The 23,691-nt window shown below is 62.7% G+C and carries 24 protein-coding genes and 1 tRNA gene; 8 read left to right on the top strand and 17 right to left on the bottom strand.

All coding sequences use genetic code 11. The annotated features are described in order from the left end of the window. Positions 1–5 precede the first annotated feature (5 nt). From G1E_RS19770 to gabD, 3 genes are all read right to left on the bottom strand, one after another. A complete protein-coding gene (locus tag G1E_RS19770; protein WP_009682218.1) occupies positions 6–1,268 on the bottom strand; it encodes a response regulator in 1,263 nt (420 codons plus the stop codon). A gap of 135 nt (positions 1,269–1,403) precedes the next feature. Further along, positions 1,404–2,681: a 4-aminobutyrate--2-oxoglutarate transaminase gene (gene gabT, locus G1E_RS19775; RefSeq protein ID WP_029884784.1), complete on the bottom strand. Its 1,278-nt coding sequence runs from the start codon at positions 2,679–2,681 to the stop codon at positions 1,404–1,406. Between the two features lie 182 nt (positions 2,682–2,863). After that, the gene (gene gabD / locus G1E_RS19780; protein WP_009682215.1) at positions 2,864–4,306 is read right to left on the bottom strand and encodes an NADP-dependent succinate-semialdehyde dehydrogenase; all 1,443 of its coding nucleotides are present in this window, start codon (positions 4,304–4,306) and stop codon (positions 2,864–2,866) included. A gap of 315 nt (positions 4,307–4,621) precedes the next feature. Between gabD and G1E_RS19785 the strand changes: the two genes are divergently transcribed. The 3 genes from G1E_RS19785 to G1E_RS19795 all read left to right on the top strand — a co-directional run bounded on the left by G1E_RS19785 (position 4,622) and on the right by G1E_RS19795 (position 7,248). Further along, a tRNA-Arg gene (locus G1E_RS19785) sits at positions 4,622–4,698 on the top strand. A 161-nt stretch (positions 4,699–4,859) separates the two neighbouring features. Continuing rightward, on the top strand, positions 4,860–6,590 hold the full coding sequence (locus G1E_RS19790) for a dipeptidase (protein ID WP_009682214.1): 1,731 nt from the start codon (positions 4,860–4,862) through the stop codon (positions 6,588–6,590). Between the two features lie 220 nt (positions 6,591–6,810). Continuing rightward, positions 6,811–7,248, top strand: coding sequence for a CBS domain-containing protein (locus G1E_RS19795; protein WP_009682213.1), 438 nt, complete (start codon positions 6,811–6,813; stop codon positions 7,246–7,248). A gap of 6 nt (positions 7,249–7,254) precedes the next feature. On the opposite strand, the gene G1E_RS19800 is transcribed toward G1E_RS19795, so the two are convergent. The 5 genes from G1E_RS19800 to G1E_RS19820 all read right to left on the bottom strand — a co-directional run bounded on the left by G1E_RS19800 (position 7,255) and on the right by G1E_RS19820 (position 11,618). Then, positions 7,255–7,893, bottom strand: coding sequence for a hypothetical protein (locus tag G1E_RS19800; RefSeq protein ID WP_009682212.1), 639 nt, complete (start codon positions 7,891–7,893; stop codon positions 7,255–7,257). Positions 7,894–7,961: 68 nt separating this feature from the next. Further along, complete coding sequence (locus tag G1E_RS19805) at positions 7,962–8,204, bottom strand: DUF2789 domain-containing protein (RefSeq protein WP_009682211.1); 243 nt, start codon at positions 8,202–8,204, stop codon at positions 7,962–7,964. 180 nt (positions 8,205–8,384) lie between these two features. Then, the gene (locus tag G1E_RS19810) at positions 8,385–9,017 is read right to left on the bottom strand and encodes a LysE family transporter (RefSeq protein ID WP_009682210.1); all 633 of its coding nucleotides are present in this window, start codon (positions 9,015–9,017) and stop codon (positions 8,385–8,387) included. A 103-nt stretch (positions 9,018–9,120) separates the two neighbouring features. Beyond that, the gene (locus tag G1E_RS19815; RefSeq protein WP_009682209.1) at positions 9,121–9,708 is read right to left on the bottom strand and encodes a mechanosensitive ion channel family protein; all 588 of its coding nucleotides are present in this window, start codon (positions 9,706–9,708) and stop codon (positions 9,121–9,123) included. Next, positions 9,708–11,618 carry an ATP-binding cassette domain-containing protein gene (locus G1E_RS19820; RefSeq protein ID WP_009682208.1) on the bottom strand — a complete coding sequence of 637 codons (1,911 nt, stop codon included), beginning with the start codon at positions 11,616–11,618 and terminating at the stop codon, positions 9,708–9,710. The genes G1E_RS19815 and G1E_RS19820 overlap by 1 nt, the downstream gene beginning before the upstream one ends. A gap of 50 nt (positions 11,619–11,668) precedes the next feature. On the opposite strand from G1E_RS19820, the gene G1E_RS19825 reads away from it, so the two are divergent. Beyond that, positions 11,669–12,151: a TIGR02444 family protein gene (locus G1E_RS19825; protein WP_009682207.1), complete on the top strand. Its 483-nt coding sequence runs from the start codon at positions 11,669–11,671 to the stop codon at positions 12,149–12,151. Here G1E_RS19825 and G1E_RS27100 read toward each other — a convergent pair. Beyond that, a complete protein-coding gene (locus G1E_RS27100; RefSeq protein ID WP_052960515.1) occupies positions 12,127–13,086 on the bottom strand; it encodes an AlgP family protein in 960 nt (319 codons plus the stop codon). The genes G1E_RS19825 and G1E_RS27100 overlap by 25 nt on opposite strands. 270 nt (positions 13,087–13,356) lie before the next feature. On the opposite strand from G1E_RS27100, the gene G1E_RS19840 reads away from it, so the two are divergent. Then, on the top strand, positions 13,357–13,995 hold the full coding sequence (locus tag G1E_RS19840) for an FKBP-type peptidyl-prolyl cis-trans isomerase (protein ID WP_009682204.1): 639 nt from the start codon (positions 13,357–13,359) through the stop codon (positions 13,993–13,995). Positions 13,996–14,004: 9 nt separating this feature from the next. On the opposite strand, the gene G1E_RS19845 is transcribed toward G1E_RS19840, so the two are convergent. From G1E_RS19845 to G1E_RS19875, 7 genes are all read right to left on the bottom strand, one after another. Next, positions 14,005–14,475 carry an Rsd/AlgQ family anti-sigma factor gene (locus tag G1E_RS19845; protein WP_009682203.1) on the bottom strand — a complete coding sequence of 157 codons (471 nt, stop codon included), beginning with the start codon at positions 14,473–14,475 and terminating at the stop codon, positions 14,005–14,007. Positions 14,476–14,705: 230 nt separating this feature from the next. Continuing rightward, positions 14,706–15,212, bottom strand: coding sequence for a disulfide bond formation protein B (locus G1E_RS19850; RefSeq protein WP_009682202.1), 507 nt, complete (start codon positions 15,210–15,212; stop codon positions 14,706–14,708). A 221-nt stretch (positions 15,213–15,433) separates the two neighbouring features. Further along, entirely contained in the window at positions 15,434–16,672 is a 1,239-nt protein-coding gene (locus G1E_RS19855) for a heme biosynthesis HemY N-terminal domain-containing protein (protein WP_029887267.1), read from the bottom strand. Next, positions 16,669–17,769, bottom strand: coding sequence for a uroporphyrinogen-III C-methyltransferase (locus G1E_RS29725; RefSeq protein ID WP_047150044.1), 1,101 nt, complete (start codon positions 17,767–17,769; stop codon positions 16,669–16,671). Before G1E_RS29725 ends, G1E_RS19855 begins: the two co-directional genes overlap by 4 nt. Positions 17,770–17,814: 45 nt before the next feature. After that, entirely contained in the window at positions 17,815–18,582 is a 768-nt protein-coding gene (locus G1E_RS29730) for a uroporphyrinogen-III synthase (protein WP_009682197.1), read from the bottom strand. Then, positions 18,579–19,520, bottom strand: a complete 942-nt coding sequence (gene hemC, locus G1E_RS19870; RefSeq protein WP_009682196.1) for a hydroxymethylbilane synthase — start codon at positions 19,518–19,520, stop codon at positions 18,579–18,581. The genes G1E_RS29730 and hemC overlap by 4 nt, the downstream gene beginning before the upstream one ends. A 163-nt stretch (positions 19,521–19,683) precedes the next feature. Further along, positions 19,684–20,427, bottom strand: coding sequence for a LytTR family DNA-binding domain-containing protein (locus G1E_RS19875; protein ID WP_009682195.1), 744 nt, complete (start codon positions 20,425–20,427; stop codon positions 19,684–19,686). A gap of 296 nt (positions 20,428–20,723) precedes the next feature. Here G1E_RS19875 and argH point away from each other — a divergent pair, with 296 nt between their 5' ends. Beyond that, entirely contained in the window at positions 20,724–22,118 is a 1,395-nt protein-coding gene (gene argH / locus G1E_RS19880; RefSeq protein WP_029887272.1) for an argininosuccinate lyase, read from the top strand. 89 nt (positions 22,119–22,207) lie between these two features. Here the strand turns inward: argH and G1E_RS19885 are convergent, their stop codons facing one another. Then, positions 22,208–22,870 (bottom strand): glutathione S-transferase, encoded by a 663-nt coding sequence (locus tag G1E_RS19885; protein WP_009682192.1) that lies wholly within the window; start codon positions 22,868–22,870, stop codon positions 22,208–22,210. Between the two features lie 149 nt (positions 22,871–23,019). Here G1E_RS19885 and G1E_RS19890 point away from each other — a divergent pair, with 149 nt between their 5' ends. Both G1E_RS19890 and G1E_RS19895 read left to right on the top strand, forming a co-directional pair. Further along, positions 23,020–23,319: a hypothetical protein gene (locus G1E_RS19890; RefSeq protein ID WP_009682191.1), complete on the top strand. Its 300-nt coding sequence runs from the start codon at positions 23,020–23,022 to the stop codon at positions 23,317–23,319. Positions 23,320–23,388: 69 nt separating this feature from the next. After that, on the top strand, positions 23,389–23,634 hold the full coding sequence (locus G1E_RS19895; protein WP_009682190.1) for a TIGR02647 family protein: 246 nt from the start codon (positions 23,389–23,391) through the stop codon (positions 23,632–23,634). Positions 23,635–23,691: the final 57 nt, after the last annotated feature.

Raw genomic sequence — 23,691 nt, forward strand, 5'->3', positions numbered from 1 at the left:
CCGGTTCAAGGAGCATCGTCGGCTTGTATCGGGCCTTCAGCCGCGGGCTGCGAACTGGTTTCGGGGTTCTCCACCTTGCGCAACCGGGTCAGCTCCGGCAAGCCCATCTTCAGCAAACGCGCCGTCTTGCCACTGGCAATCTTCGCCAGCCCCTGCCCAGCCGGTAGCCGCGCCAACTGCCCGGCCAGGTTCATGGCCAGAATATCGCGCGAGTACACCCCGCCACCGAGTTGATAGATCGCCGCGATCAGCTCGCGTAAAGCCAACGGCAAGCGCCAGCGGGTGCGCAGCGCCGAGCCGAATGCGGCACCGAACTCGTTGAGCGACAACTGGACCTTGTCTTCGTCCAGCTCGCCGCCCGCCAGGCGCCATTCCTGCAGGCAGCGCAGCACCGCCAGGTCGCCCAGGCAATGCAGCAACCCTGCGCAATAGCAAAGCCCTTCGTCCAGCGCCAGCAGGCGCGCCAGCGTACGGCCATATTCGGCGGTGTGCAGGGACAAATCCCAGTACTGCGCCGCATGCTGCGCCAGCAAGGGGTCGCTGAGGCGGGCACTGCGCTTGAGGGTCATGCCCAGAATCAGGTTCATGCTTTGCGTGCTGCCCAGCTTGTTCAGGGCTTGCAGCAGGGTTTGCACCGGTGCTTCACGGTGCAGCGCTGCGCTGTTGGCAGCCGCTATCAGCACCGCGGTCACTTGCGGGTCACGGCAGACTTCTTCTTCCAGCACTTTCAGGTTCAGGCCCTCAGGGTTCAGGGCTCGCTTGATCGCCACCTGCAAATCGGCCAGCAGCGGCCCGCCATCGGCAGTAGCCCGGCGCTGTTCGAGGTAAGCGCGCAGGCTGGCACCGGGCTGCAAGGGCGGCACCGGGCAGGCGATTTCTTCGCCCACGCCCAGCAGCAACTGTTCCAGGCGCTTGCGCAGGTTACCCAGGTTCAGGGGCTTGCTCAGGTACGCCGTGGGGTGCAGCGGCAGGGCTTCACGCACACTCGCACTGTCGCTGCGGTTGCTCATGAGGATGAACGGCAACCCCGACCCTTTGGCGCGTACTTTGCGCAGCAGGTCGAGGCCGTCGATGCCAGCCAGCTCACGTGCTGCAATGATCAGGTCCGGCTTGGCGGCCAGGGCGCTGAGCGCTTGCGAGCCGTCGGCGCAGACCTGAAGGCGGGCATCGCAGCGAACGCTCAGCAGCATCTCGCTGAGCATGTCGCGTACCCATGGGTCGCCTTCGACGATCAGTACGCTCGGTGGGGTGGGCTCTGCAGCGTTCATCGCCAACTACTCCTGTAAATCCTTGCCTCAGCCTTTTACAACGTGCTGGGCGCATCATCCAACAACCATAGCCTCCGACGCATCACCGGGCATAAAAAAACCCGCCGAGGCGGGTTTTTTCTGAAGCGCATCACATCAGGCAAGTTCAGCGAAGCACTCTTCGATGATGGCCAGGCCTTTGTCCAGCAGCGCGTCTTCGGCGGTCAGCGGAACCAGAATCCGCAGAACGTTGCCGTAGGTGCCGCAAGACAGCAGGATCAGGCCTTTTTCGCGGGCTTTGGCCACAACCTGGCCAACAGCAGCGGCGTCAGGAGTGTGGGTGCCTTTCTGGAAGACTTCGACGGCAATCATCGAGCCCAGACCACGAACGTCGCCAATGATCGGGTGCTTCTTCTGGATTTCACGCAGGCCGGTGGTCAGGCGCTCACCCACTGCCTTGCTGCGGTCCAGCAGTTTCTCTTCTTCGAACACTTCGATCACGGCCAGGGCTGCGGCGCAAGCGATCGGCGAGCCGGCGTAGGTGCCGCCCAGGCCACCCGGAGCGATAGCGTCCATGTACTCGGCCTTGCCACATACACCGGCCAGCGGGAAGCCGCCGGCGATGGACTTGGCAAAGGTGGTCAGGTCAGGCGCAACGCCCATCTGCTCCATGGCGAAGAAGGTGCCGGTGCGGCCAGCGCCGGTCTGAACTTCGTCGGCGATCAGCAGGATGCCGTGCTGGTCGCACAGGGCGCGCAGGCGCTTCATCAGCTCTTTAGGCGCTGGCAGGAAGCCGCCTTCGCCTTGTACAGGCTCCAGGATGATTGCAGCGATGTCGCGTGGCTCTGCGTCGTTCTTGAAGATGCGCTCGACCGAGGCGATGGCGTCGTCAACGCTGACACCGTGCAGCTCGCTCGGGAACAGGGCGCGGAAGATGCCGCCTGGCATCAGGCCCATGCCTGCGGAGTACGGCACGACCTTGCCGGTCAGGCCCAGGGTCATCATGGTGCGGCCGTGGTAGCCGCCGGTGAAGGCGATAACACCGGCACGGCCAGTGGCGGCACGGGCGATCTTCACGGCGTTTTCAACGGCTTCGGAGCCGGTGGTGACCAGCAGGGTCTTCTTGTCGAAGTCGCCTGGGACCAGCTTGTTGATCTTTTCGCACAGCTCGACGTAAGGCTCGTAGGCCAGCACCTGGAAGCAGGTGTGGCTGACCTTGGTCAGCTGCTCTTGCACGGCTGCAACCACTTTCGGGTGCAGGTGGCCGGTGTTCAGCACTGCGATGCCGCCGGCGAAGTCGATCAGTTCGCGGCCTTCAACGTCGATCACGGTCGAGTTCTTCGCGCTGTCGACGAAGATCGGGTGAATCTGGCCAACGCCACGCGGGACGGCAGCTACACGACGTTGCATCAAGGATTCGTTGGTCTTGCTCATAATGCCCTCATTGCGCCGACAGTAATGGCGCTTTTATTCGGGGGTGGCTGGGAGTGCTCGCGAACAGTATTCGTTGATCGACTGCCACAAGCGCCCTGGCCACCAGGTACTGCAATGTAAAAAAGGCCAGCGAGACGTCGCTCTCGCGCCCCGCTGGCAGAGGTAAAGCCGTTACCGTGCGATCAAACGCTGATGCACAGGTATTTGATTTCGAGGTAGTCCTCGATACCGTACTTGGAACCTTCGCGGCCCAGGCCAGAAGCCTTGATGCCACCGAATGGCGCCACTTCGTTGGAAATCAGGCCGGTGTTGATACCCACCATGCCGTACTCCAGGGCTTCGGCAACACGGAACACACGGCTCATGTCGCGGGCGTAGAAGTACGAAGCCAGGCCGAATTCGGTGTCGTTGGACATGGCGATGACTTCGGCTTCGTCCTGGAAGCGGAACAGCGGCGCCAGTGGGCCGAAGGTCTCTTCCTTGGCGACAGCAGCAGTTTTCGGTACATCAACCAGGATGGTCGGCTCGAAGAAGTTGCCTTCGATCAGCTTGCCGCCGGACAGTACCTTGGCGCCTTTGGAAACGGCGTCTTCGATGTGCTCCTGAACCTTGGCGACAGCCTTGCCGTCGATCAGCGGGCCAGTGGTGGTGCCATCTTCCAGGCCGTTACCGATCTTCAGCTTGGCCACCGCAGCCGCCAGCTTCTCGGCGAACGCGTCGTAGACGCCGTCCTGCACGTAGATACGGTTGGCGCAGACACAGGTCTGGCCGTTGTTACGGTACTTGGAGATGATCGCGCCCTCGACCGCCTTGTCCAGGTCGGCGTCGTCGAACACGATGAACGGGGCGTTGCCACCCAGCTCCAGGGAAACCTTCTTGATGTCCTTGGCGCATTCTTCCATCAGCTGGCGACCGATTTCGGTCGAGCCGGTGAAGGACAGCTTGCGTACCAGGGAGTTGCCGGTCAGTTCGCCGCCCACTTCACCAGCGCTGCCGGTAACCACGCTCAGCACGCCAGCCGGGATACCGGCACGGTGGGCCAGTTCGACCAGGGCAAGGGCGGAGTACGGGGTTTGCGAAGCAGGCTTGAGCACCATGGTGCAGCCAGCGGCCAGGGCCGGGCCGGCTTTACGGGTGATCATGGCAGCCGGGAAGTTCCACGGGGTGATGGCCGCGGTTACGCCGATTGGCTGCTTGATGACGATCAGGCGCTTGTCTGGCTGGTGGCCCGGAATGGTGTCGCCATAAACACGCTTGGCTTCTTCGGCGAACCACTCGATGAACGAGGCGGCGTAGGCGATTTCGCCCTTGGCTTCGGCCAGCGGCTTGCCTTGTTCGGTGGTCATCAGGCGAGCCAGGTCGTCCTGGTTCTCGATCATCAGTTCGAACCAGCGACGCAGCTTGGTCGAGCGCTCTTTGGCGGTCAGGGCACGCCAGGCCGGCAGGGCCTTGTCGGCAGCTTCGATGGCGCGGCGGGTTTCCGCGGTGCCCATCTTAGGCACGGTACCGATGACTTCACCGGTGGCCGGGTTGGTCACCTTGATGGTCTGGCCATTGTCCGCATCCAGCCACTCACCGTTGATGTAGGCTTGCTGGCGGAACAACTGAGCGTCTTTGAGCTGCATGTCGGCTTCCCGAATTGTTGATTGTTGAAAAGCGCCCAAGGCAGGGCATCGAGCGTTTGAAATCTCAAACGAATGCTAAGCGGCTGCTGGGGTGTTGGACAATAGGCTGTTCGAAAAAAAGAACGAATGGTTGAACAGCCTGGCGGAAAAGTCATCATTTGCGTACTGGCAACCGGCCCTTTCGCGGGCACGCCCGCTCCCACTGGGTGGAAGCGGCTTCAGCCGCGAACCGGCCGGCACAGGCAACCGGGAAAAAAGGCTACAGATCAAGGCGATGGACGCGACCGGCGCAGATGGGTATCATGCGTGCGCGTTGCACTCGTAGCTCAGCTGGATAGAGTACTGCCCTCCGAAGGCAGGGGTCGTGGGTTCGAATCCCGCCGAGTGCGCCATATCAAAAAGCCCTGGGCCTGTGCCCGGGGCTTTTTCATTTGTGCGACATGTCGCGTTTCTGGCACTCCCGTGCCACTGGCCATTGATGTTAGCGTGGGCGTCCTCCCGTTGCTCCAACGGGTACCCCATAACAATCCATGGCGAAGGAATGCGCGCAACCATGCACCTGAAAAAACTCACCGCCACCACCCTGTTGCTGGCCAGCATCGGCCTGTTCACCCAACCGGCCCAGGCCAACCTCACTCAGCAACAGGCCGCGGCAATCGTCAAAACCTTCGACGGCAGCGACCCGCGTGACTTCAAGCAGTTCCTCGGCAAGCTCAAAGGCAGTGACCTGGCCAAGGCCGATAACCTTGAGGCGACACTGCAGGCCTACCTGAACGGCAAACCGCTGGCCGCCGGGCAACAGGACGAGATCAACCGCCTGCTTGGCCTGTATACCCGCATCAAATACGGCAAGGCTGCCACTGAAACCCTGCGCGAACTGGTGGCTATTCCAACCTACAACGTCGAGGGTACGCCGCAGTACGAAAACCCGGCGTTCCTGAAAATCGCCGACAAGATCAAAGCACTGGCCGACAGTTTCGGCCTGGCGTTCCGCAACATCGATAACCGGGTTTACGAAATTTCGCTCGGCAGCGGCAAGGAAGTGATCGGCATCCATGCCCACGCCGATGTGGTGCCGGTCAATCCGGACAACTGGAAGCTGGCCGACGGCACCCGCCTGGACCCGTTCAAGGTCACCCTGGTTGGCGACCGCATGTATGGCCGCGGCACCGAAGACGACAAGAATGGCATCGTTGTCGCGATGTATGCGTTGAAAGTGGCCAAGGACGAAAACCTGCCACTGGCCCGCCAATTCAAGCTGCTGATCGACACGACGGAAGAAACCAGTGGGGATGCGATCCCCTATTACTTCGAGCGCAACCCCACGCCTGATTACAACCTGGCGCTGGATGGCGGCTACCCGGTGGTCATTGCCGAGAAGGGCTACGGTACGATCATGGCCAGCTTCAGCAAACGCCCGGCCACGGGTGAAGGTGCTGAAATCATCAACCTGACTGGCGGGCTGGCCACCAACCAGATCCCCACCACCTCGGTCGCAACCCTGGCCACCGACAACCCGGCAGCACTCGCCAAACAACTGCAGCAAGCCGGCGCCGGGTATGTAAAGCAGCACGGTGGTGACTTCAGCATCGACGCCAAGGCCGACGGCAAGCAGGTGGTGCTGACAGTAACCGGGGTTTCCGCGCATTCCTCGGAGCCGGAGTCCGGGGTAAACCCGGTTGCACGCATGCTCGACTTCCTTGCTGGCGTGGGCCAGCAAGTACCGCTCAAGCACAACCAATTCACCGACGCCGCCCGCTACGCTGCCGACAACTGGGGCCTGGACTACCTGGGCAACAAGCTGGGCGTGGCCTTCAAAGACCCGTTCATGGGCCCGCTGACCGCGTCGTTGACCTATGTAGGGGTGGCCGACAAAGGGTTGAAACTGGCGGTGAACCTGCGCATTCCCAAGGGCAAGCCGCTTGCCACCATCAAGGACGAACTGGCCACCAGACTGGACAAATGGACCCGGCAGAGCCGCACCTCGGTGGCCTTCGACTATAGCCTGGACGAACCGATGTATCGCAACCCCGAGGGCGAGTGGGTGAAGGCTCTGCTGGCGGTGGCCAGCGAGAACCTGGGCATGAAGCATGAGTTCGGCACCTCGGCGGGTGCCACGTCGGTACACGACCTGCCCAATGGCGTGCAGTTCGGCCTGGCCATGCCAGACGTGAAGTACACCGGGCACAACGACAACGAGTTCAAGACGGTAGAGCAGTTCATGCTGGACCTGCAGGTCGTCAGCGAAATGGTCGCGCGGATCGGGCAAATGCCGAACCTCTGATCGGCTGCACCGGTAAAGCCGCTCCCATAGGGTGCATCACAGGCTCTGAGGCCAATGACACACCTGTGGGAGCGGCTTTAGCCGCGAAGAGGCCCGCATAGGCGCACACCGATGACGTTTTTCAATCGACTCCATGCCGTTTCCTGCATTGCCGTGCAGAGCGCCGTACCGGATGCTTTAGTTACACCGAGACAGCGCTTTTCCACCCGCAGAGGCCCGTATGAAGACCGTCGAACAAATCCTCAAGACCAAGTCCCAGCACCAGACCGTGTACACCATCGGCCCGGATGACTCGGTGCTCGACGCCCTGAAAATGCTGGCGGAGAAAAACATCGGTGCACTGCCGGTAGTCGAGGGCAAGCAGGTGGTGGGTATCGTCAGTGAGCGCGACTATGCACGCAAGCTGGTGCTCAAGGGCCGCTCTTCTGCCGCCACCCCGGTACGGGAAATCATGAGTGCACCAGTGGTCACGGTCGAGCCCAGGCAGAACCTCGAGTACTGCATGAACCTGATGACCGACCGCCACCTGCGCCACTTGCCGGTCGTGAGCAATGGCGAGCTGCTAGGGCTGTTGTCGATCGGCGACCTGGTGAAGGAAACCATTGCCGAGCAAGCCAGCCTGATCAAGCAGCTGGAGCAATACATACGCGGCGAATAAGCGCTTTCAGTGGTAGCCGCGCTCCAGTTCGTCCAGCTGGTGGTCAAAACTGCGCAGGCGCGCCGACCAGGTGTAGACCAGCACTTCGAGGTCGCGATTGAGCACAGCGGTATTGCCATGCCCGCTTTGCGTGGGTTCGCCCAGGTCCAGCTGGTAGCGCTCGCGGGCCATGGCCTGGGCCACGCTGGACAGGTCGCGGGCGTTGGCCAGCCAATGATGATGGTGGTCGTGGATTTCGCGGTCGAGCACCCGGCACTGGCGCTTCAGCGCATCAAGGCTTTGCTCCAGCGGGGTGCCCTTGAGTTCGCCCATGACCTCTTCGAAAGTGCGCCCCGAATGCCAGTAGCTCCCCCAGAAATAACGATCGAAGACCGTTTCGACGCGGCGTAGCGCAACTTTGGTGTTCCAGATGGTCAGCAACGTGCGCCCCTGGATCACTTCGCGCTTGTTCAGGTGCAACTGCTGCCAGGCGACCCAGGCCAGCGCCACCACGGCGACAGCCACGGTGACCGCGGCGGCGGCGTAGAGGAACTGCACCGCCTGGTTCAGTTGATGCGCCTGCCTGATGCCGTAGAAGTAACTGGCCGTCAGAATGCCCAGGATGGAAACGGAGCACCAGAAACCTGATACGTAGGGATCTTTCATCGCGCTATCCCCGGTTGTTTTCCTGAGCATAGCAACGGCCATTCACTCGTCAGGTGCCGCTCGGCGCTTTATTTTTTCAGGGGGTGAAGCGCCTCGTTGAGTTGGTCGATCATCGGGATCCAGTCGTCATCGGCGATGTATTTTTCTTTCAGGAACGCGCGCTGCGAGTCGCTCCAGAAAGGCGCATCTACCAGTTTCACATCGTCCTCGAGCGGTGAGTGTGTCGTGATAAAGCGGTCGATTTCGACCGGGTCGTCAGACAGCCCCAACTGTTTGAAGATTTCCGACAAAGGATGAATCGGCTTGTCCATGTTTCCTCCTCGGTGCCGGGGCGTGCATCGAAGCTGCCGGCCCGGCATGGGTTGAGAGCACCAGTTGCAAGTTCGGCTCCATGCTCATGTGAAACGGATGATCGTGATCATCCGCCCCCTGATAGACAGCACCCCGACGGACAAGACTCGATCGAACCTGCATTTATCGCAGCGCGCCTGTCAGACGGGTGCGCGGCGCAAGGTCGCCAGGAACGCCGCCGCACCGATGAACAACCCGGCAAACGTGCGGTTCAAGCGCTTCTGCTGCCTGGGAGTACGCAACAGGCGCAATACCCGTGCGGCCAAGCCGGTGTAGCCCGCCATTACCAACAGGTCGACACTGACCATGGTCAGGGTGATTGCCACATACTGCGGCAGCAGCGGTGCATGCGGGTTGATGAACTGCGGCAGCACCGCAAGCATGAACACCAGCGCCTTGGGGTTGCTGACGTTGACCAGGAAACCGCGGAACATCAGGCTCAACGGCCTGCCGATGGGGCGCACGCCCGACTCATCGGTCATGGCCATTGGCAGCGCACGCCATTGCTTGTACGCCAGGTAAACGAGGTAAGCGACGCCAAACCACTTGATGAACTGGAACGCCGTGGCCGAGGCGGCCAACACGGCGCCCACGCCGGCGGCGATGATGGCGATTTGCAAAATCAGGCCCAGTTGCAGGCCCAGGGCATTCCAGTAACCGCGCCAGAAGCCGTATTGCAGGCCACTGGACATCGAGGCAATCGCCCCGGCGCCAGGGGAAAGGCTGATCACCCAGCAGGCGGCAAAAAAGCCCAACCATACTTCCATCGACATCACACACCTCGCTCGCACTAATGTTGCAAAAGATTAAGCTAAGGTGTTGGTGAAAATATGACCAGCAAATTTTGCAGAATTTAGCGTGCTTGTGCGGGCTGTGTCAGTCCGCCTCGAGCAACACGTCCTTGTGCATGGCCTGCACTTCGGCCCCCCGCCAGCGCCGCACCGACTTCTGGAAGAACTGGCTGTTCGGCACCTGCACCAATGCCCCGCCTGCCTCGGGCACTTCCAGCAGGGTAGTGAACAGCAGGTTGATGGCGATTACCCGGCCCTTTACGCCCGGCTTGTCGAGGGTGTCGACCAGCTCGACCACATCACCAATACGAAACGGCCCGACCGTGAAGATCAGCACCGCGCACAGCAGGTTGGACAGTACGCTCCACATGGCGAAGAACGCCACCGCCGCCACCGCCACGAAACCGGACAGGGCCGTCCACAGCACCGTTGCCGAAACCCCCAGGCGCTCCAGCACGAACAGCAGCGCGCTGCCCATGATCAACCAGCGCAGGCCACCGCGCACGGGCACCAGCAACTCCGGTGGCAAGGGGTAGCGCTGGCCCAGGCGGCTGAGGCCACGGGCCACGATGCGCTGCAGGACAAAAGCCACCGCCAGGATAAGGAGGATCTGCAAGCCCAGCCATAAGGTGTCCATCCACTGCCCAGGCAGCAACCCACGCAGCTCCTCCATCAGGACAGCGCCTCAAGCTCGGCTTGCATGCTTTCGAGGGTTTCCAGCGCTTCCATCCAGCCCTCTTCCAGCTCCCCTTCACGTTGCTTGAGCTTGGTCTGGCGCGCCAGCAGGTCACGCAATTGATCCTTGCGCGCCGCATCGTAAAGGCCGGCGTCGCCCAGCGCCGTCTCGATTTCGGCCAACTGCGCGTGCACCTGATTGAGCTCGGCTTCCAACTTGTCAGCGGCCTTCTTGTGAGGGGCCAATTGCTGGCGCAAGGCCGCGGCGGCCTGGCGCTGGGCTTTCTTGTCGGTCTTGTCCGGGTTGACCGGCGCAGTACTGGCCGGCGCGCTGCGCTGGCGATACTCGACCAGCCAACGGCTGTAGTCGTCCAGGTCACCGTCGAAGGTGTCGACCTTGCCGTCAGCGACCAGCAGGAAGTCGTCGGTGGTGCTCTTGAGCAGGTGACGGTCGTGGGATACCACTACCACGGCGCCGGCGAACTCCTGCAAGGCCATGGTCAGCGCCAGGCGCATTTCCAGGTCGAGGTGGTTGGTGGGTTCGTCGAGCAGCAGCAGGTTCGGCCGTTCCCAGGCGATCAGCGCCAGCGCCAGCCGTGCCTTCTCGCCACCGGAGAAGTTCACCACCGGCTCGTCGCAACGGGCGCCATGGAAATCGAAGCCTCCCAGGAAGTCGCGCAGGGTCTGCTCGCGCTCGGCGGGGGCAATGCGCTGCAAGTGCAGCAGCGGGCTGGCCTTGTCGTCCAGCGAGTCCAGCTGGTGCTGGGCAAAATAACCCACGGCCAGGTTCTCGCCGCGGACCAGCCGGCCGGACAACGGCGCCAGCTCACCGGCAAGGTTCTTGATCAGCGTCGACTTGCCTGCGCCATTCGGGCCGAGCAGGCCAATACGCGCGCCCGGGGTGAGTTGCAGCTTGACCTTGTCGAGGATGGCTTTGTCGCCATACCCCAGGCGGCCTTCGGACATGCTCAACAGCGGGCTGGAAATTTTCTGCGACTCGCGGAAGACGAAGTCAAATGGCGAATCGACGTGCGCCGCCGACAGCTCCTCCATGCGCTCCAGGGCTTTGATCCGGCTCTGCGCCTGGCGCGCCTTGGTGGCCTGGGCCTTGAAGCGGGCGATGTACTTTTCCATGTGCGCGCGCTGCGCCTGCTGCTTCTCGTAGGCCTGTTGCTGTTGCGCCAGGCGTTCGGCACGGGTGCGCTCGAAGGCGGTATAGCCGCCCTTGTAGAGGTTCAGCTTGCGCTGCTCTACATGCAGCACATGGTCGACCACGGCATCGAGGAAGTCACGATCGTGGGAAATCAGCAGCAGCGTGCCAGGGTAGCCCTTGAGCCAGTCTTCCAGCCACAGAATGGCGTCGAGGTCCAGGTGGTTGGTGGGCTCGTCGAGCAGCAGCAGGTCGGACGGGCACATCAGCGCCTGGGCCAGGTTGAGGCGCATACGCCAGCCGCCAGAGAAGTCACCGACTCGGCGGTCCATCTGCTCGTTGGTAAAGCCCAGGCCGGCCAGCAGCTTGCGGGCGCGAGCGTCGGCGGTGTAGCCGTCAGCGCTTTCCAGCTCACTGTGCAGGCGCGCCAGGGCGGTGCCGTCGTGCGCTTGCTCGGCAGCCGCCAATTCGGCCTGGACCTTGCGCAGGCGCACGTCACCGTCGAGCACATAGTCCACGGCCAGGCGATCGAGGGTATCAACCTCCTGGCGCATGTGGGCGATGCGCCAGTCGCCGGGCAGCTGGCAGTCGCCGGCATCGGGCGACAGCTCACCGCGCAGCAAGGCGAACAGGCTGGATTTGCCGGCACCGTTGGCGCCGATAAGACCGGCCTTGTGACCGGCGTGCAGGGTCATCTCGGCGCCTTCTAGCAAGCGCTGCGGACCACGCTGTAAAGTGAGGTTGGATAGTCTGATCATGATGGTCGCGGAGTCTACCAGCTTCCTCGGCCCATAGCGCGAGTGGAACCATGCACACCGACCTGTGGAATCACGCCCTGGCCTTGTACGCCAGGCCTGGCGTAGAAGCCGCCTGCCTTGAACTGCAAACACTGGGTGGCGATGTCTGCCTGCTGCTGTGCGCCACGTGGTTGCAGGCGCGTGGGGTTGCCGTGACGGACCAGCGCGCGCAGGCATTGCACGGCATTGCCGACCCCTGGCAACGGACAGTGGTCACCCCGCTACGCGACCTGCGCCAGCAATGGCGCGCGGCAGCACAGCTGGATAGCCGGCTGGCACTTGTGCGCGAGCAAGTGAAAGGGTTGGAATTACAGGCAGAAAGAGCGTTGCTGGAACGCTTGCAAGAACGTGCCCAGCAGTGGCCCGCGGACTCTGCTGAGCCCACGGGCGACTGGCTGGCCCGGCTGGTGCCGGACCAGGGCCGACAACATGACGCGTTGCTGCAGCTACGCGCCGCGGCTGCAGCGCTTCAGGACGCCGAAGACGGTGCCTGAGCAGGCGTGCTGGCCGGCGCCGATGGCGCTACCGAAGTGGCCGAGTTGGCATCAGCGGCCGGAGTGCTGGGGGCAGGTGTAGCCGGTTTGGCAGCGGCTGGCTTGCTGGCGGCAGGCTTGGCAGCCGGTTTCGCTGCGGTACGTGCTGGCGACTTGGCTGCAGCTGGCTTGGGCGCAGGTTTAGCGGCGGCTGTTGCTTTGGCGACTGGCTTGGCTGCGGGTTTTGCGGCGGCAGTGGCCTTGGCGGCTGGCTTGGACGCAGGTTTTGCGGCGGCAGTGGCCTTGGCGGCTGGCTTGGCCGCAGGTTTAGCGGCGGCAGTGGCCTTGGCGGCTGGCTTGGCCACAGGTTTCGCGGCAGCAGTGGCCTTGGTGGCTGGCTTGGGCGCAGGTTTTGCGGCGGCGGTGGCCTTGGCGGCTGGCTTAGACGCAGGTTTTGCGGCGGCGGTGGCTTTAGCTGCTGGCTTGGCTGCGGTAGTGGCTCGACCGGCTGGCTTGGTCGCCGGCTTGGCAACAGCTGGCTTGGCCGTTTTGGCTGCACGCTGGTCAAGGGCCTTGGTCGCGGCTTCACGCACTTTGCCTACACCTTGGGCCAACTTGATGCTGTCTTGGGCATCGCGCTTGAGTTGCTGAATGTAGGCGCGCGTCTGGGTTTGACGCTCCTTGAGGGAGTCCAGCAGTTCTTCAAGTTCAGCGCTGGCTTTTTGCGCTTTGGTCTGTGCCTTGGCTTTACCGGCCTTGGCTGCACCTTGCAGTTTCAAGCGAGCGTTGTGCAGTTTTTCCTGCGCTTTGCCACGCTGCTTTTCCAACTTTGCCAGCAGTTTTTCCGCATCAGCCAGCGCTTGCGAGCAGGCTTCTTCCAAATGTTCGAGCAAGCTACCCGAAAGTTGCTGGAGCAGGTGTAACGGCGTACTTACTGGCTTCTTTTTGGCCGACATGGTTTACCTCCTGGCTGACGAGAGTGCGGCTCATACTATGCTTCTGCTGCTACAGCCGCTAGGGCATGTTGACCGTAATAGTTACGCCGCGTTGCATGCCTGGGCAACGTTGTAAGCTTGCAGCTGCGGGTAAGTGTAGATGCTGGACAAAGCCTTGCCGCGCCGCTGCCCTGTTGCGACTCAAAGCCGCGCCCACGCAAAGCCGCGAAAAAGCCAATACACCTATTCAACACTGGCATACTTCCACGCTCATTGGCGCAGGAACTGACCATGCCTCGATTTCTTGTTTTAGGTTTATGCCTGCTGGCGCCCCTCGCCCTGGCCGACAGTGATGAACGCGATCTCGCCTACAGCCTTGGGGCCAGCCTGGGCGAGCGGCTGCGCCAGGACATGCCGGGCCTGCAACTGGATGCCTTGGTCGATGGCTTGCGCCAGGCCTACCAAGGGCAGCCGCTGAAGCTCGACAAGGCACGCATGCAGGCCGTGCTGCAGCAGCATGATGCACAGGAAAGCGATGACCAGGCGCAAAAGCAGCAAGCGGCGGAAAAACGCTTCATGGCTAATGAGCGGGGGCGTTTTGGCGTGCATGAGTTGCCAGAGGGCGTGCATTACAACGAGCTGCAGGCAGGAAGTGGCGCGCAGCCGAAAGCCGGTGGCAAAGTGCAGGTGCGCTACGTAGGCAGGTTGCCGGACGGCTCGGTATTCGACCAGAACCAGACGCCACAGTGGTTCAGCCTGGGTTCGGTGATCGAGGGGTGGCAGGTAGCGTTGCCGCAGATGCACGTCGGCGCCAAGTGGCGCCTTGTCATTCCATCCGCACAAGCCTATGGGGCCGAGGGCGCAGGCGACTTGATTCCACCCTATACCCCCTTGGTATTCGAGATCGAACTGCTGGGGGTTGGCGACTGACGCCAACCATCAGGCCTGTACCGCGCCCTCTTCCTTGTGCGCGTTGTGCAGCACTTCGATCAGGCAGTCTTCCAGTTCGAAGCGCTCATGCAGCAGGCCACCGAGCTTGCCCAGTTTTTCGCCAAAGCGCTCTGTGTCCTTGCACTCAGCTTTCGCACAATGGTCGTTGAAAGCCAACGCGATCTGCGTGATGTCATTGATGCGTGGGTTGATCTCTTCGGCCAGCTTCAGTGCCTTCTCGTCACCGAAAGCCTTGGCTTCCCTGACCAGCTGCTCGCAGACCTCGAAGTGCCACGCCGAACAGTAGTCCACAAGCAGGCCACAGAAATCCCCGTTCGTATCCTTGTCGGCGAAGGCCAGCTCTTTGGCGCGCAACGCGCGGAAAGACTGCACCAATTCCTTGCGCTCCTCCAGCCAACGATCAATAAGTTCGTGAACCCCACCCCAGCGTTCCTGAGCGTTCTGACAACTATCGAGCATGGCGATCTCTTCCCTTCTGGGTAGATGCCGCTGCACCTCGCGCTGCGAAGGCGCGCACAAAGGTGATATCAGCAGGACGGCATCGAGCAGTTGTGTTTTGAGTATCCGTGCTGCGAGATTATTCCCGCACGTGTTGCCCTTCAAGGTACGCAGTGGACAAACTTCATACAAGTGTTTAATACCGTGTTACATGGCCATTGGTCATTCTGATGACTCAACCTTGCGCCAGGTCAAGCGCCTGCCAGCGTGCGGAAACGATACGCCAGCAGGCAACTCGCGGGCAGCGCCGCCAGCAGCAGGAAAGCCAACAGGCTCCACTCGGGAAGGGTCAGGTCGAGAAAACTCCAGCTCAGCGCGCTGCACTCCGGGCCGCCGAATAGCAGTTGCCGGGCCGCCTCCACCCAACCCTGCTCGAATACACGCCCGATCGGCAGCGGGCATGCATCTACAACCCTTTCAGCACCCTGCAGCCAGACCTGCCGCGCGGCCAGCGCCGCCCCGCCCAGCGAGCAGGCCAACGTCGCCCATGCGTAACGCCGCAGGCCACGTGCACGCGGTGCCTGCAGCACGCTGGCCAGGCTCAGCAGGGCATACAGGGCTAGCAGCAACCGCTGGCTCAAGCGCAACGGGCATGGCACCAGCCCAAGCATGTTATCCAATTGGAAGGACGCAGCCAGCACTGCCAGTGCGGCCAGGCAAGCAGGAAGAAACAAGGTGCGCAAACGGGCCAGCAGCATGGGTGGTGAAGGTCCCGGGATGAGAGTGTGGCCTGGAACGGTAGAGGAAAGACGGGCTTTGTTTCAAGGCGCTACAGCAACGACAAGTCGCTGAAACGCGTAAGAAATTTCCGTCTATTCAATAGGAGGCGACTGAGGACTGGGAATGCAGATTCAGCATGCAACGGAAGATAAATCACCAGCCCCCATAGCCCGCGCCTTGCCGCGGGCTATGGGGTAGGTCAGGCGCGTACGCCTTCTGGCAGCGGCAACGCCAGCAGGCGTTCGTCGAGCAGGCCAAGGCCCTCCTGGAACAGTTGGTTGCTGCGCTCCGTCTCACCCAGGCCGGCGAGCAGGCGCGCCAGTTCGGCGCAGGCCTCGGGGTTGCGCTCCATGCGCAGGCTGCTTTCCAGGTAATCGCGCGCCTTGCCCCACAGACGGTTCTGCAGGCTGAGGCGGCCAAGGGTGAGCAACAGGCTGGCATCTTGTGGGTGGTCTTTGAGCCAGCCTTCGGCGGTTTGCAACTGGCGCACCGGGTCATCGCCACGCACCAGGCCATACAGGCGAGCCAGATGGCTTTCGTAGTTCCGCTTGAGAGCCGTGCGCAATGCCTGTTCGGCATCACTCTCGGCACCTACCTGGCGTAGCTGTTCAGCGTAGGCCAGCACGAGTTGCGGCTCCTGACGCTGGGCGGCAGTCAGTTGCTGCCAGGCGCGCTCCAGGGCCTGCCGTGCACTTTGCGCGTCCTCGCCACGGGTTGTCGCCAGGCTCAGGTTCTGGCCCCAGGCGCGCTGCTCGAGGGCAGCAAGCTCGGCGGCCGGTAGAACCTTGCCCTTGCGCAGGTCGGGCAACAGGCGAATCAAGGCGGACCAGTCACCGCGCTCCAGGTACAGGCGCTGCAACAGCCGCAGGACCTGGCTGTTGTGCGGGTGGCGCTCCTGCATGGCCAGCAAGGTCTCCAGCGCGCCATCGCTTTCACCCCGGTCCATCTGCAGTTGGGCATGGGTCAGGGCAATGGCCAGTTCTGCCTGTGGCTGGCGCTCCAGGGCACGCTCCAGCAAGTTGTCGCTGTCTTGGCTGCGACCTTGCTCGTTGGCGGCACGCGCTGCACCGAGGTAGTACAGCAGGGGATGGCGCTCGGCCTCCGCGGCACGATGCAAATGGCGCTGGGCGCTGGCCCAGCGACCCTCGGCCAGGTCCAGCTGGCCCTGTTCGATTGCCAGGCGAATACGCCGGCGGCGGTTGCGCCGCGACCAAGGGTTGACCACGCCGCTGGAGGTCAGCAACAGCCCCACCAGGTAGCGCAGCAACCACAACACCAGAACGACCGCCAGCAGCCCACCCAACGCCGCCCACAGCCCCGATTGATAACGGAAACCACCGTAGGAAACCAGTACGTAACCGCTGTGCTTGGCGACGGCGACACCCAGCGCAGCAGCGACCACGATGGCCAGTACGGCCAGCAGGTAGACCCGCTTCATGGCTTGCCCCCCTCGGCCTCAGCCGGCAGATGGCGGCGCTGAATGTAGGCCTGCACGGCTGCCAGGCTCTCGCTGAGGTCAGGGGTGACCACCGACACTGGCTGCTCGGCCAAGGCATTCAGGCTGTCGAGCATGGCCTTGCTTTGCGGGTTGTCGGCATTGAAGTTGGCCAGCAGCACGCTGCGGGCATCATCCAGCGCCTGGGTATAGACCTTCGCGTCGCCATTGAGCGCCGCCCACTGGGCCTGCTCGATGGTCAGGCTCAATGCCAGGCGCAACTGGTTGAGTTGCTGCCCGGCCAGCAATGGGCGCACGTTTTCGTCGGCATTGAAGTCAACCTGGAAATACTTGGAGATTTCCGCCCACCACTGCGACAGGCGGCTGACACCGTCGCCATCGGCGGTCAAGGCGCCGAGGGCATCGGCATTGCTGTCGAACTCCGGCGACTGCGCGCTCAGTTGCTGGACCAAGTCACGCTGCGCAGCCAGCTTCAGGAACAGGCCCGTGCGGTCTGGTTGCTGGGTGCTGTTGAGCGTGGCCAGGCTGCGGTTCAGTTGCTCGCGAGCGGCAAAGGCACCTGGGTCGCTCTGCTCGCGCAGGATCTCGTCGGCACCTTCGACCAGGGCCTTGGCGCTGGTGATGTCCTGCAAGGCCGACAGGCGCAGGGTAGCCAGGCGCAGCAGGTGCTCGGCTTCTGCCAGGCGCCACTCCTTGCGGCTTTCGCCGAGCACGGTTTCCAGGCGCTGGCTGAGGCGCTGCTGGTCGCCCTGCAATTGCGCTACCAGCCGCCGGCGGTCTTCCAGTTCGCTGGCGGCTGGCAGGCTGGCCAGTTGCGCACTGATCTGCTGCTCACGCTGTTGCAAGGCCTCGGCGCGCTGGTTAAGCGCCTCGATGTGCTGGCCCTGGTCGAACTCGCTGCCTTGCAGTTGACGCACCTGCCAGGCACCCCAGCCACCTACCGCCACCCCGGCCGCGCCGAGCAGCAAGGCCAGCGCAGCAAGGCCATTGCCGGAGCGCTTGGCAGGCGGGGTGGTAACGGGATCCGCCGGCGTTTGCGCCGACGGCTGATCGTTATTGGACAAGACAGTCTCGCTCACGTATCCATCCTTTGCATGGGGGCGCATCGCGTTCAGCTTAGCGCCTTAAGAGGCAGGTGCAGTGCAAGACTGCACAGCTGCCAGCAAGGCCGCGGCACTGGCGCCACGGCAATCCACAACCTGTTGGGCCCCAGCGGCCCTGGCCTGCCCGGCTACCCGCGGGCTCGGCACGAACAACGGCAACCGGGCCAGCTGTGGCCAATCGGCGCCAGCCAGTTGCTGCAAATGTTCCAAACCCTGCCCACTGCTGACCACCAGGCCATTGAGGCGTTCCGCTTCGATGCGGCGCATCAGCGTGCCTGCGGGATAAACCGGCAGGCAGCGACGATACAGTTCCAGATAATCGACACTAGCACCTTGCTCTGCAAGACGCTCTGCCAGCAGTTCGCGACCTCCAACGCCGCGAACGATCAATACCCGCGCTGCTGGCACGGCAACCGCCTGGCGCAGTGCCGGCAGCATCAGCAGTGCTTCGCTGTCGTCGCCACGCGGCGGGCAATTCACCCTCAGACCCGCCTGCTGCAACACTGCGGCAGTGGCCTCGCCTACGGTGAACCAGCCTTGAACGGGCGGCTGCAGGCTGGCGTTGGCCAACTGTTCCAGCAACAGCCGTGCAGCTGGCTTGCTGACCACGATGATCGCCTGGAAGCCACCAAGGCCCTGCAGCAACGCGCGCTGCCCAGCCTGGATTTGCACGGGTTCGATCTCCAGCAACGGCAGGCAGTGGCTGGCCACCCCCGCTGCCGCCAGGCTTTGCGCCAGCGCCGCACAGTCCTCGGCAGGCCGGGTCAGCAACAGGCGCCATTGGCTCACGGGTGGCCGGCCTCGCCATAGACCTCTTTGAGGATGGCCTCGGCACCCTGCCCCAGCAGATGTTCGGCGACCTCTACACCAAGGGCCTCGGCAGTTGCACGGGGGGCCCGGGCATCGGCCACCAGCAGGGTGCCGCCACTCGGTTGGCCGACCAGGCCGCGCAACCACAGTTGGTCGCCTTCCAGCACCGCGTAGCAAGCGATCGGCACCTGACAACCGCCGTTCAGGCGCTTGTTCATGGCGCGTTCGGCCACCACCCGGTCAGCCGTGTCATGGTGGTGCAGCGGCGCCAGCAAGGCATGGATCGCGTGGTCGGCGCTACGGCATTCGATGCCTACCGCCCCCTGGCCACCGGCAGGCAGGCTGTCGTCGACACTGATGGTGGCGGTGATGCGGTCTTCGAAACCGAGGCGGATAAGGCCGGCGGCCGCGAGGATGATGGCGTCGTATTCGCCGGCGTCGAGCTTGGCCAGGCGGGTGTTGACGTTGCCGCGCAGGAAGCGGATCTGCAGGTCGGGGCGACGCGCCAGCAGTTGGGCCTGGCGGCGCAGGCTGGAGGTGCCGACCACGCTGCCGGCAGGCAACGCTTCAAGGCTGGCAAAATGGTTGGAGACAAAGGCGTCACGTGGGTCTTCCCGCTCGCAGATGCAGTACAGGCCCAGCCCCTCGGGGAAGTCCATGGGCACATCCTTCATCGAATGCACGGCGATGTCGGCTTCGTTGTCCAGCAGGGCGGTTTCCAGCTCCTTGACGAACAACCCCTTGCCACCGATTTTTGCCAGCGGCGCGTCGAGCAGCTTGTCCCCGCGGCTGACCATGGGCACCAGGGTCACCCGCAGCTCAGGGTGGGCCTGCTCAAGGCGGGCTTTGACGTATTCGGCCTGCCACAGGGCCAAGGCGCTTTTACGGGTGGCAATGCGGATTTCGCGAGTGGACATGAAACGCCCCGATCCAGAGAAATGCCGTGGATCATAACAGCATCGCAAGGATCGCTAGCAGATGTGGATCAGCTAAGGGCCCCTTCAGGGCTGCCCTGCACCCTGACGGTGGGGCCGACCTGCCGGCCAGCAAGGGCCCAGCCCTTGCCATGCGGGCACCGGTTCAGAGGGCCTGCATCATCTTGCGCACACCGGCCACATGACGCCGGCTTACGGTAAGGGCATCGCCGTTCAGGCCTTTTAGGAACAGTTGGAAGTGGCCCAGGGGCGTGCGCTGAAGGCGTTCGATGCGTTCCCGGGCAACCAAGGCATTGCGGTGAATACGTACAAAGCGGTCGCCAAACTCGTCTTCCAGCGCCTTGAGCGGCTCGTCGAGCAGTACTTCCCCACCGTCGTGGCGCAAGGTTACGTACTTGTGGTCGGCAATGAAGTAGACCACCTGGTCCAACGGAATCAGCTCGATACCTTTGCGGGTGCGGGCGCTGATATGACTGCGCGGGCCACCGCCTTCATTGGCCGGCCGCGTCAGTGCCGCCAGTTGCGCCCGGTTGGGTTTATCGGCCTTGCGCAGTGCATCCCGCAGGGCCTGAGGGTGAACAGGTTTGGCGACATGGCTGAGGGTACTGTCCTTGAATGCCTCGGCACTGTATTGGTCATCCCCGGTGCAAAACACCACCGCTGGCGGCGCCTCGCGCTCGCACAGGCGGGCCGCGACCTGCAAGCCGTCCAGGCCTGGCATGGCGATGTCCAGCAGCACCACGTCGGGCTTGAGGCTGTCGATCAGGGTCAGGGCCTCTTCCCCGTTGGTAGCGCTGGGCTCCAACACGGTGTAACCCTCCAGTTCGCCGAGCAGCCGGCTAAGGCGGTCACGGCCTTGGGGTTCGTCATCAACGATCAGGACATTCATAATTGCGCTGGATTCCTGAATGAGTCTCGCACAGGTATAGCGTAGACAGGTGTGGTTCGAGCGACACTGCGGTCACGCTCTAGACCGGTGCGATGGCCAAAGATTCACTCGGACGGCAGATTCACTGCCAGTCTTCTGTCCAACTGTAGACGGTCCGTGGAACACTGCCGTTCATTCCTTCAAATGATTCACTGCCATTTTCCGGGCATTTCTGTCGACCGGCGCCCTGCGGCAGCCGTCCCAACCCTGTTATTATCGGCGCCACTTTTTCGTTCACGCCTGCAATGAGTGAATCCATGAGCACCGACAAGACCAATCAGTCCTGGGGCGGCCGCTTCAGTGAGCCCGTCGACGCCTTCGTCGCCCGCTTCACCGCCTCGGTCGATTTCGACAAGCGCCTGTACCGCCACGACATCATGGGTTCGATCGCCCATGCCACCATGCTGGCGCAAGTCGGCGTGCTCAGCGATGCCGAGCGCGACACCATTATTGATGGTTTGAAAACCATCCAGGCCGAGATCGAGGCCGGCAACTTCGACTGGCGCGTCGACCTTGAAGACGTGCACATGAACATCGAGGCACGCCTGACCGACCGCATTGGCATCACCGGCAAGAAGCTGCACACCGGCCGTAGCCGCAACGACCAGGTGGCAACCGATATCCGCTTGTGGCTGCGCGATGAAATCGACCTTATCCTGGCCGAAATCACCCGCCTGCAGCAGGGCCTGCTGGAGCAGGCCGAGCGCGAAGCCGAAACCATCATGCCGGGCTTCACCCACCTGCAGACCGCGCAGCCGGTCACCTTCGGCCACCACCTGCTGGCCTGGTTCGAAATGCTCAGCCGCGACTACGAGCGCCTGGTCGATTGCCGCAAGCGCACCAACCGCATGCCGCTGGGCAGCGCCGCACTGGCCGGTACCACCTACCCGATCGACCGCGAACTGACCTGCAAGCTGCTGGGCTTCGAGGCCGTGGGCGGCAACTCGCTGGACGGCGTTTCGGACCGTGACTTCGCCATCGAATTCTGCGCTGCAGCCAGCGTGGCGATGATGCACCTCTCGCGCTTCTCCGAAGAGCTGGTGCTGTGGACCAGCGCGCAGTTCCAGTTCATCGACCTGCCGGACCGCTTCTGCACCGGCAGCTCGATCATGCCGCAGAAAAAGAACCCCGACGTGCCAGAGCTGGTACGTGGCAAGACCGGCCGCGTGTTCGGCGCCTTGACCGGCCTGCTGACCCTGATGAAAGGCCAGCCGCTGGCCTACAACAAGGACAATCAGGAAGACAAGGAGCCGCTGTTCGACGCTGCCGATACCCTGCGCGACTCGCTGCGTGCCTTTGCCGACATGATCCCGGCGATCAAGCCCAAGCACGCCATCATGCGTGAAGCGGCGCTGCGTGGCTTCTCCACGGCTACCGACCTGGCCGACTACCTGGTACGCCGTGGCCTGCCGTTCCGCGACTGCCACGAAATCGTTGGCCATGCGGTGAAGTATGGGGTGGATACCGGCAAGGACCTGGCCGAGATGAGCCTGGACGAACTGCGCCAGTTCAGCGACCAGATCGAGCAGGATGTGTTTGCCGTACTGACCCTGGAAGGGTCGGTGAATGCGCGTGACCATATTGGTGGTACGGCGCCGGCGCAGGTGCGAGCTGCCGTTGTTCGTGGCAAAGCCCTGTTGGCGTCTCGCTAAGCCTCAAGGCGAGGGCTTCGCCCTCGTTTGTGGGCACGCCCGCTCCCACAGTGGGAGCGGGCGTGCCCACGAACGGCTCAACACCAGGCTCAGCGCTTACCGCTGCGAATCATCTCCATGAAGGCCGGCATCGCTGCCTCCTTGTCTGCCACGATCCGCGCCATGTGCGGGTTCTCTCCCATCAGCTGGAGCAACGCCTTGGCTTGCGGAAAGTCCGCCAGCAGGTCGATGTTCAGCACCTTCTTACCCACCGCATAAGCCAGATCGACCGAGAAGCAGAACATCAGGTCTGCCAGCGTCAGTTGCTCACCCGCTACATACGGCGCAAAGCGCCCGTTACGCTTGAGCGTGGCGAAGCCGGCCAGCAGGTCGGTACGTGCCTTATCCTTGACCAGTGGCTCTACCGCCATGCCAAAGAAGGACTCGGCGTAGCAGGTACGGGCTGGCAGCTCGATGTAAAGTTCAATTTCCTTGAGCAACTCGCGTACCTTGGCCTGCTGGAACGGGTCGGCCGGCAGCAGCGCCTTGCCGCCCTGAGTCTGCTCGATGTAGTCAAGGATCACGCTGGTTTCGCTGAGAAAACCGTGTTCGGTTTCCAGCACCGGCACCTTGCCCCGCGGGCTCACTTCCAGCGCCTTTGGCGCCTGGCCGCCGTAAAAGGTGACCTCTTCGAAAGGCAGGCCTTTTTCCAGCAGCGCCAGCTTGACCATGTTGTAGTAGTTGCTGACCGAGAATCCATGAAGCTTGAGCATGAGGTAACAGCCTCCGGGCCGTAAGGGGTTTGGCTCGGCTTTTATAGACCGTAAGCCTGTTCCTGACCAGCGTCATGCACCTCGTCTATGACCGGGCATTGCCGCTACAGGCGTGGCACACTGTGCATCCCACCACAGGAGTACCGCCAATGAGCGAGCCCACCGACATCGACAATGACGACGAAGCCCTCGCCGAGGCAACGCTGACCCAAGCCATCGAGAACCAGATCGAAAGCGGCGAGCCGCCGGCGGCCAAGGCCACTTTCAACAAGCTGACCCTGGTTGGTTGGGAACGTGAAGACATTCTCAATGTGATGGCCCATGTGCTGGCCTACGAGATTGACAACATGCTGGCAGAAGACCGCGCGTTCAACGGCGAGTGGTACGAAAAGGCCCTGCGTGCGCTGCCCGAGCTGCCACCTGAGATGGATCAAGGCGAGGACGAATAACCCGGCTACACTCGAAGATCAGGCACCGTAGAAAGTGCCGTAATCCTCGTCTGGAAGTCAGGAGTTACCATGCCTTTTACCCCCGATCTTATCGATGAAATGGAAGTACTCGCGCTGTTCAAGCACGACAGCAGCCAGGAAGGCATCAAGATAACCAGCACTGCATCCCCCGCCCTGGTCGCCGCTGCGCAGCGCCTGCATGAAAAGGGGCTGACCGACCAACCGGATGGCGGCTACCTGACCAGCCTGGGTCATGACGCGGTTGAAAGTGTGCAGTTGCTGCAGAATATCCTCAAGGCGCCGCAGCCTGCCTGATCCGATAACGCAAGGGGCTGCGCTGCAGCCCATCGCCGGCAAGCCAGCTCCCACCGG

This window comes from Pseudomonas sp. TJI-51 (assembly GCF_000190455.2).
GTDB lineage: Bacteria > Pseudomonadota > Gammaproteobacteria > Pseudomonadales > Pseudomonadaceae > Aquipseudomonas > Aquipseudomonas juntendi.

Excerpts from the sequence above, each read along its gene's own strand:
- G1E_RS19770 (WP_009682218.1), bottom strand. The coding sequence starts at position 1,268 with ATGAACGCTGCAGAGCCCACCCCACCGAGCGTACTGATCGTCGAAGGC.
- gabT (WP_029884784.1), bottom strand. The coding sequence starts at position 2,681 with ATGAGCAAGACCAACGAATCCTTGATGCAACGTCGTGTAGCTGCCGTC.
- gabD (WP_009682215.1), bottom strand. The coding sequence starts at position 4,306 with ATGCAGCTCAAAGACGCTCAGTTGTTCCGCCAGCAAGCCTACATCAAC.
- G1E_RS19790 (WP_009682214.1), top strand. The coding sequence starts at position 4,860 with ATGCACCTGAAAAAACTCACCGCCACCACCCTGTTGCTGGCCAGCATC.
- G1E_RS19795 (WP_009682213.1), top strand. The coding sequence starts at position 6,811 with ATGAAGACCGTCGAACAAATCCTCAAGACCAAGTCCCAGCACCAGACC.
- G1E_RS19800 (WP_009682212.1), bottom strand. The coding sequence starts at position 7,893 with ATGAAAGATCCCTACGTATCAGGTTTCTGGTGCTCCGTTTCCATCCTG.
- G1E_RS19805 (WP_009682211.1), bottom strand. The coding sequence starts at position 8,204 with ATGGACAAGCCGATTCATCCTTTGTCGGAAATCTTCAAACAGTTGGGG.
- G1E_RS19810 (WP_009682210.1), bottom strand. The coding sequence starts at position 9,017 with ATGTCGATGGAAGTATGGTTGGGCTTTTTTGCCGCCTGCTGGGTGATC.
- G1E_RS19815 (WP_009682209.1), bottom strand. The coding sequence starts at position 9,708 with ATGGAGGAGCTGCGTGGGTTGCTGCCTGGGCAGTGGATGGACACCTTA.
- G1E_RS19820 (WP_009682208.1), bottom strand. The coding sequence starts at position 11,618 with ATGATCAGACTATCCAACCTCACTTTACAGCGTGGTCCGCAGCGCTTG.
- G1E_RS19825 (WP_009682207.1), top strand. The coding sequence starts at position 11,669 with ATGCACACCGACCTGTGGAATCACGCCCTGGCCTTGTACGCCAGGCCT.
- G1E_RS27100 (WP_052960515.1), bottom strand. The coding sequence starts at position 13,086 with ATGTCGGCCAAAAAGAAGCCAGTAAGTACGCCGTTACACCTGCTCCAG.
- G1E_RS19840 (WP_009682204.1), top strand. The coding sequence starts at position 13,357 with ATGCCTCGATTTCTTGTTTTAGGTTTATGCCTGCTGGCGCCCCTCGCC.
- G1E_RS19845 (WP_009682203.1), bottom strand. The coding sequence starts at position 14,475 with ATGCTCGATAGTTGTCAGAACGCTCAGGAACGCTGGGGTGGGGTTCAC.
- G1E_RS19850 (WP_009682202.1), bottom strand. The coding sequence starts at position 15,212 with ATGCTGCTGGCCCGTTTGCGCACCTTGTTTCTTCCTGCTTGCCTGGCC.
- G1E_RS19855 (WP_029887267.1), bottom strand. The coding sequence starts at position 16,672 with ATGAAGCGGGTCTACCTGCTGGCCGTACTGGCCATCGTGGTCGCTGCT.
- hemC (WP_009682196.1), bottom strand. The coding sequence starts at position 19,520 with ATGTCCACTCGCGAAATCCGCATTGCCACCCGTAAAAGCGCCTTGGCC.
- G1E_RS19875 (WP_009682195.1), bottom strand. The coding sequence starts at position 20,427 with ATGAATGTCCTGATCGTTGATGACGAACCCCAAGGCCGTGACCGCCTT.
- argH (WP_029887272.1), top strand. The coding sequence starts at position 20,724 with ATGAGCACCGACAAGACCAATCAGTCCTGGGGCGGCCGCTTCAGTGAG.
- G1E_RS19885 (WP_009682192.1), bottom strand. The coding sequence starts at position 22,870 with ATGCTCAAGCTTCATGGATTCTCGGTCAGCAACTACTACAACATGGTC.
- G1E_RS19890 (WP_009682191.1), top strand. The coding sequence starts at position 23,020 with ATGAGCGAGCCCACCGACATCGACAATGACGACGAAGCCCTCGCCGAG.
- G1E_RS19895 (WP_009682190.1), top strand. The coding sequence starts at position 23,389 with ATGCCTTTTACCCCCGATCTTATCGATGAAATGGAAGTACTCGCGCTG.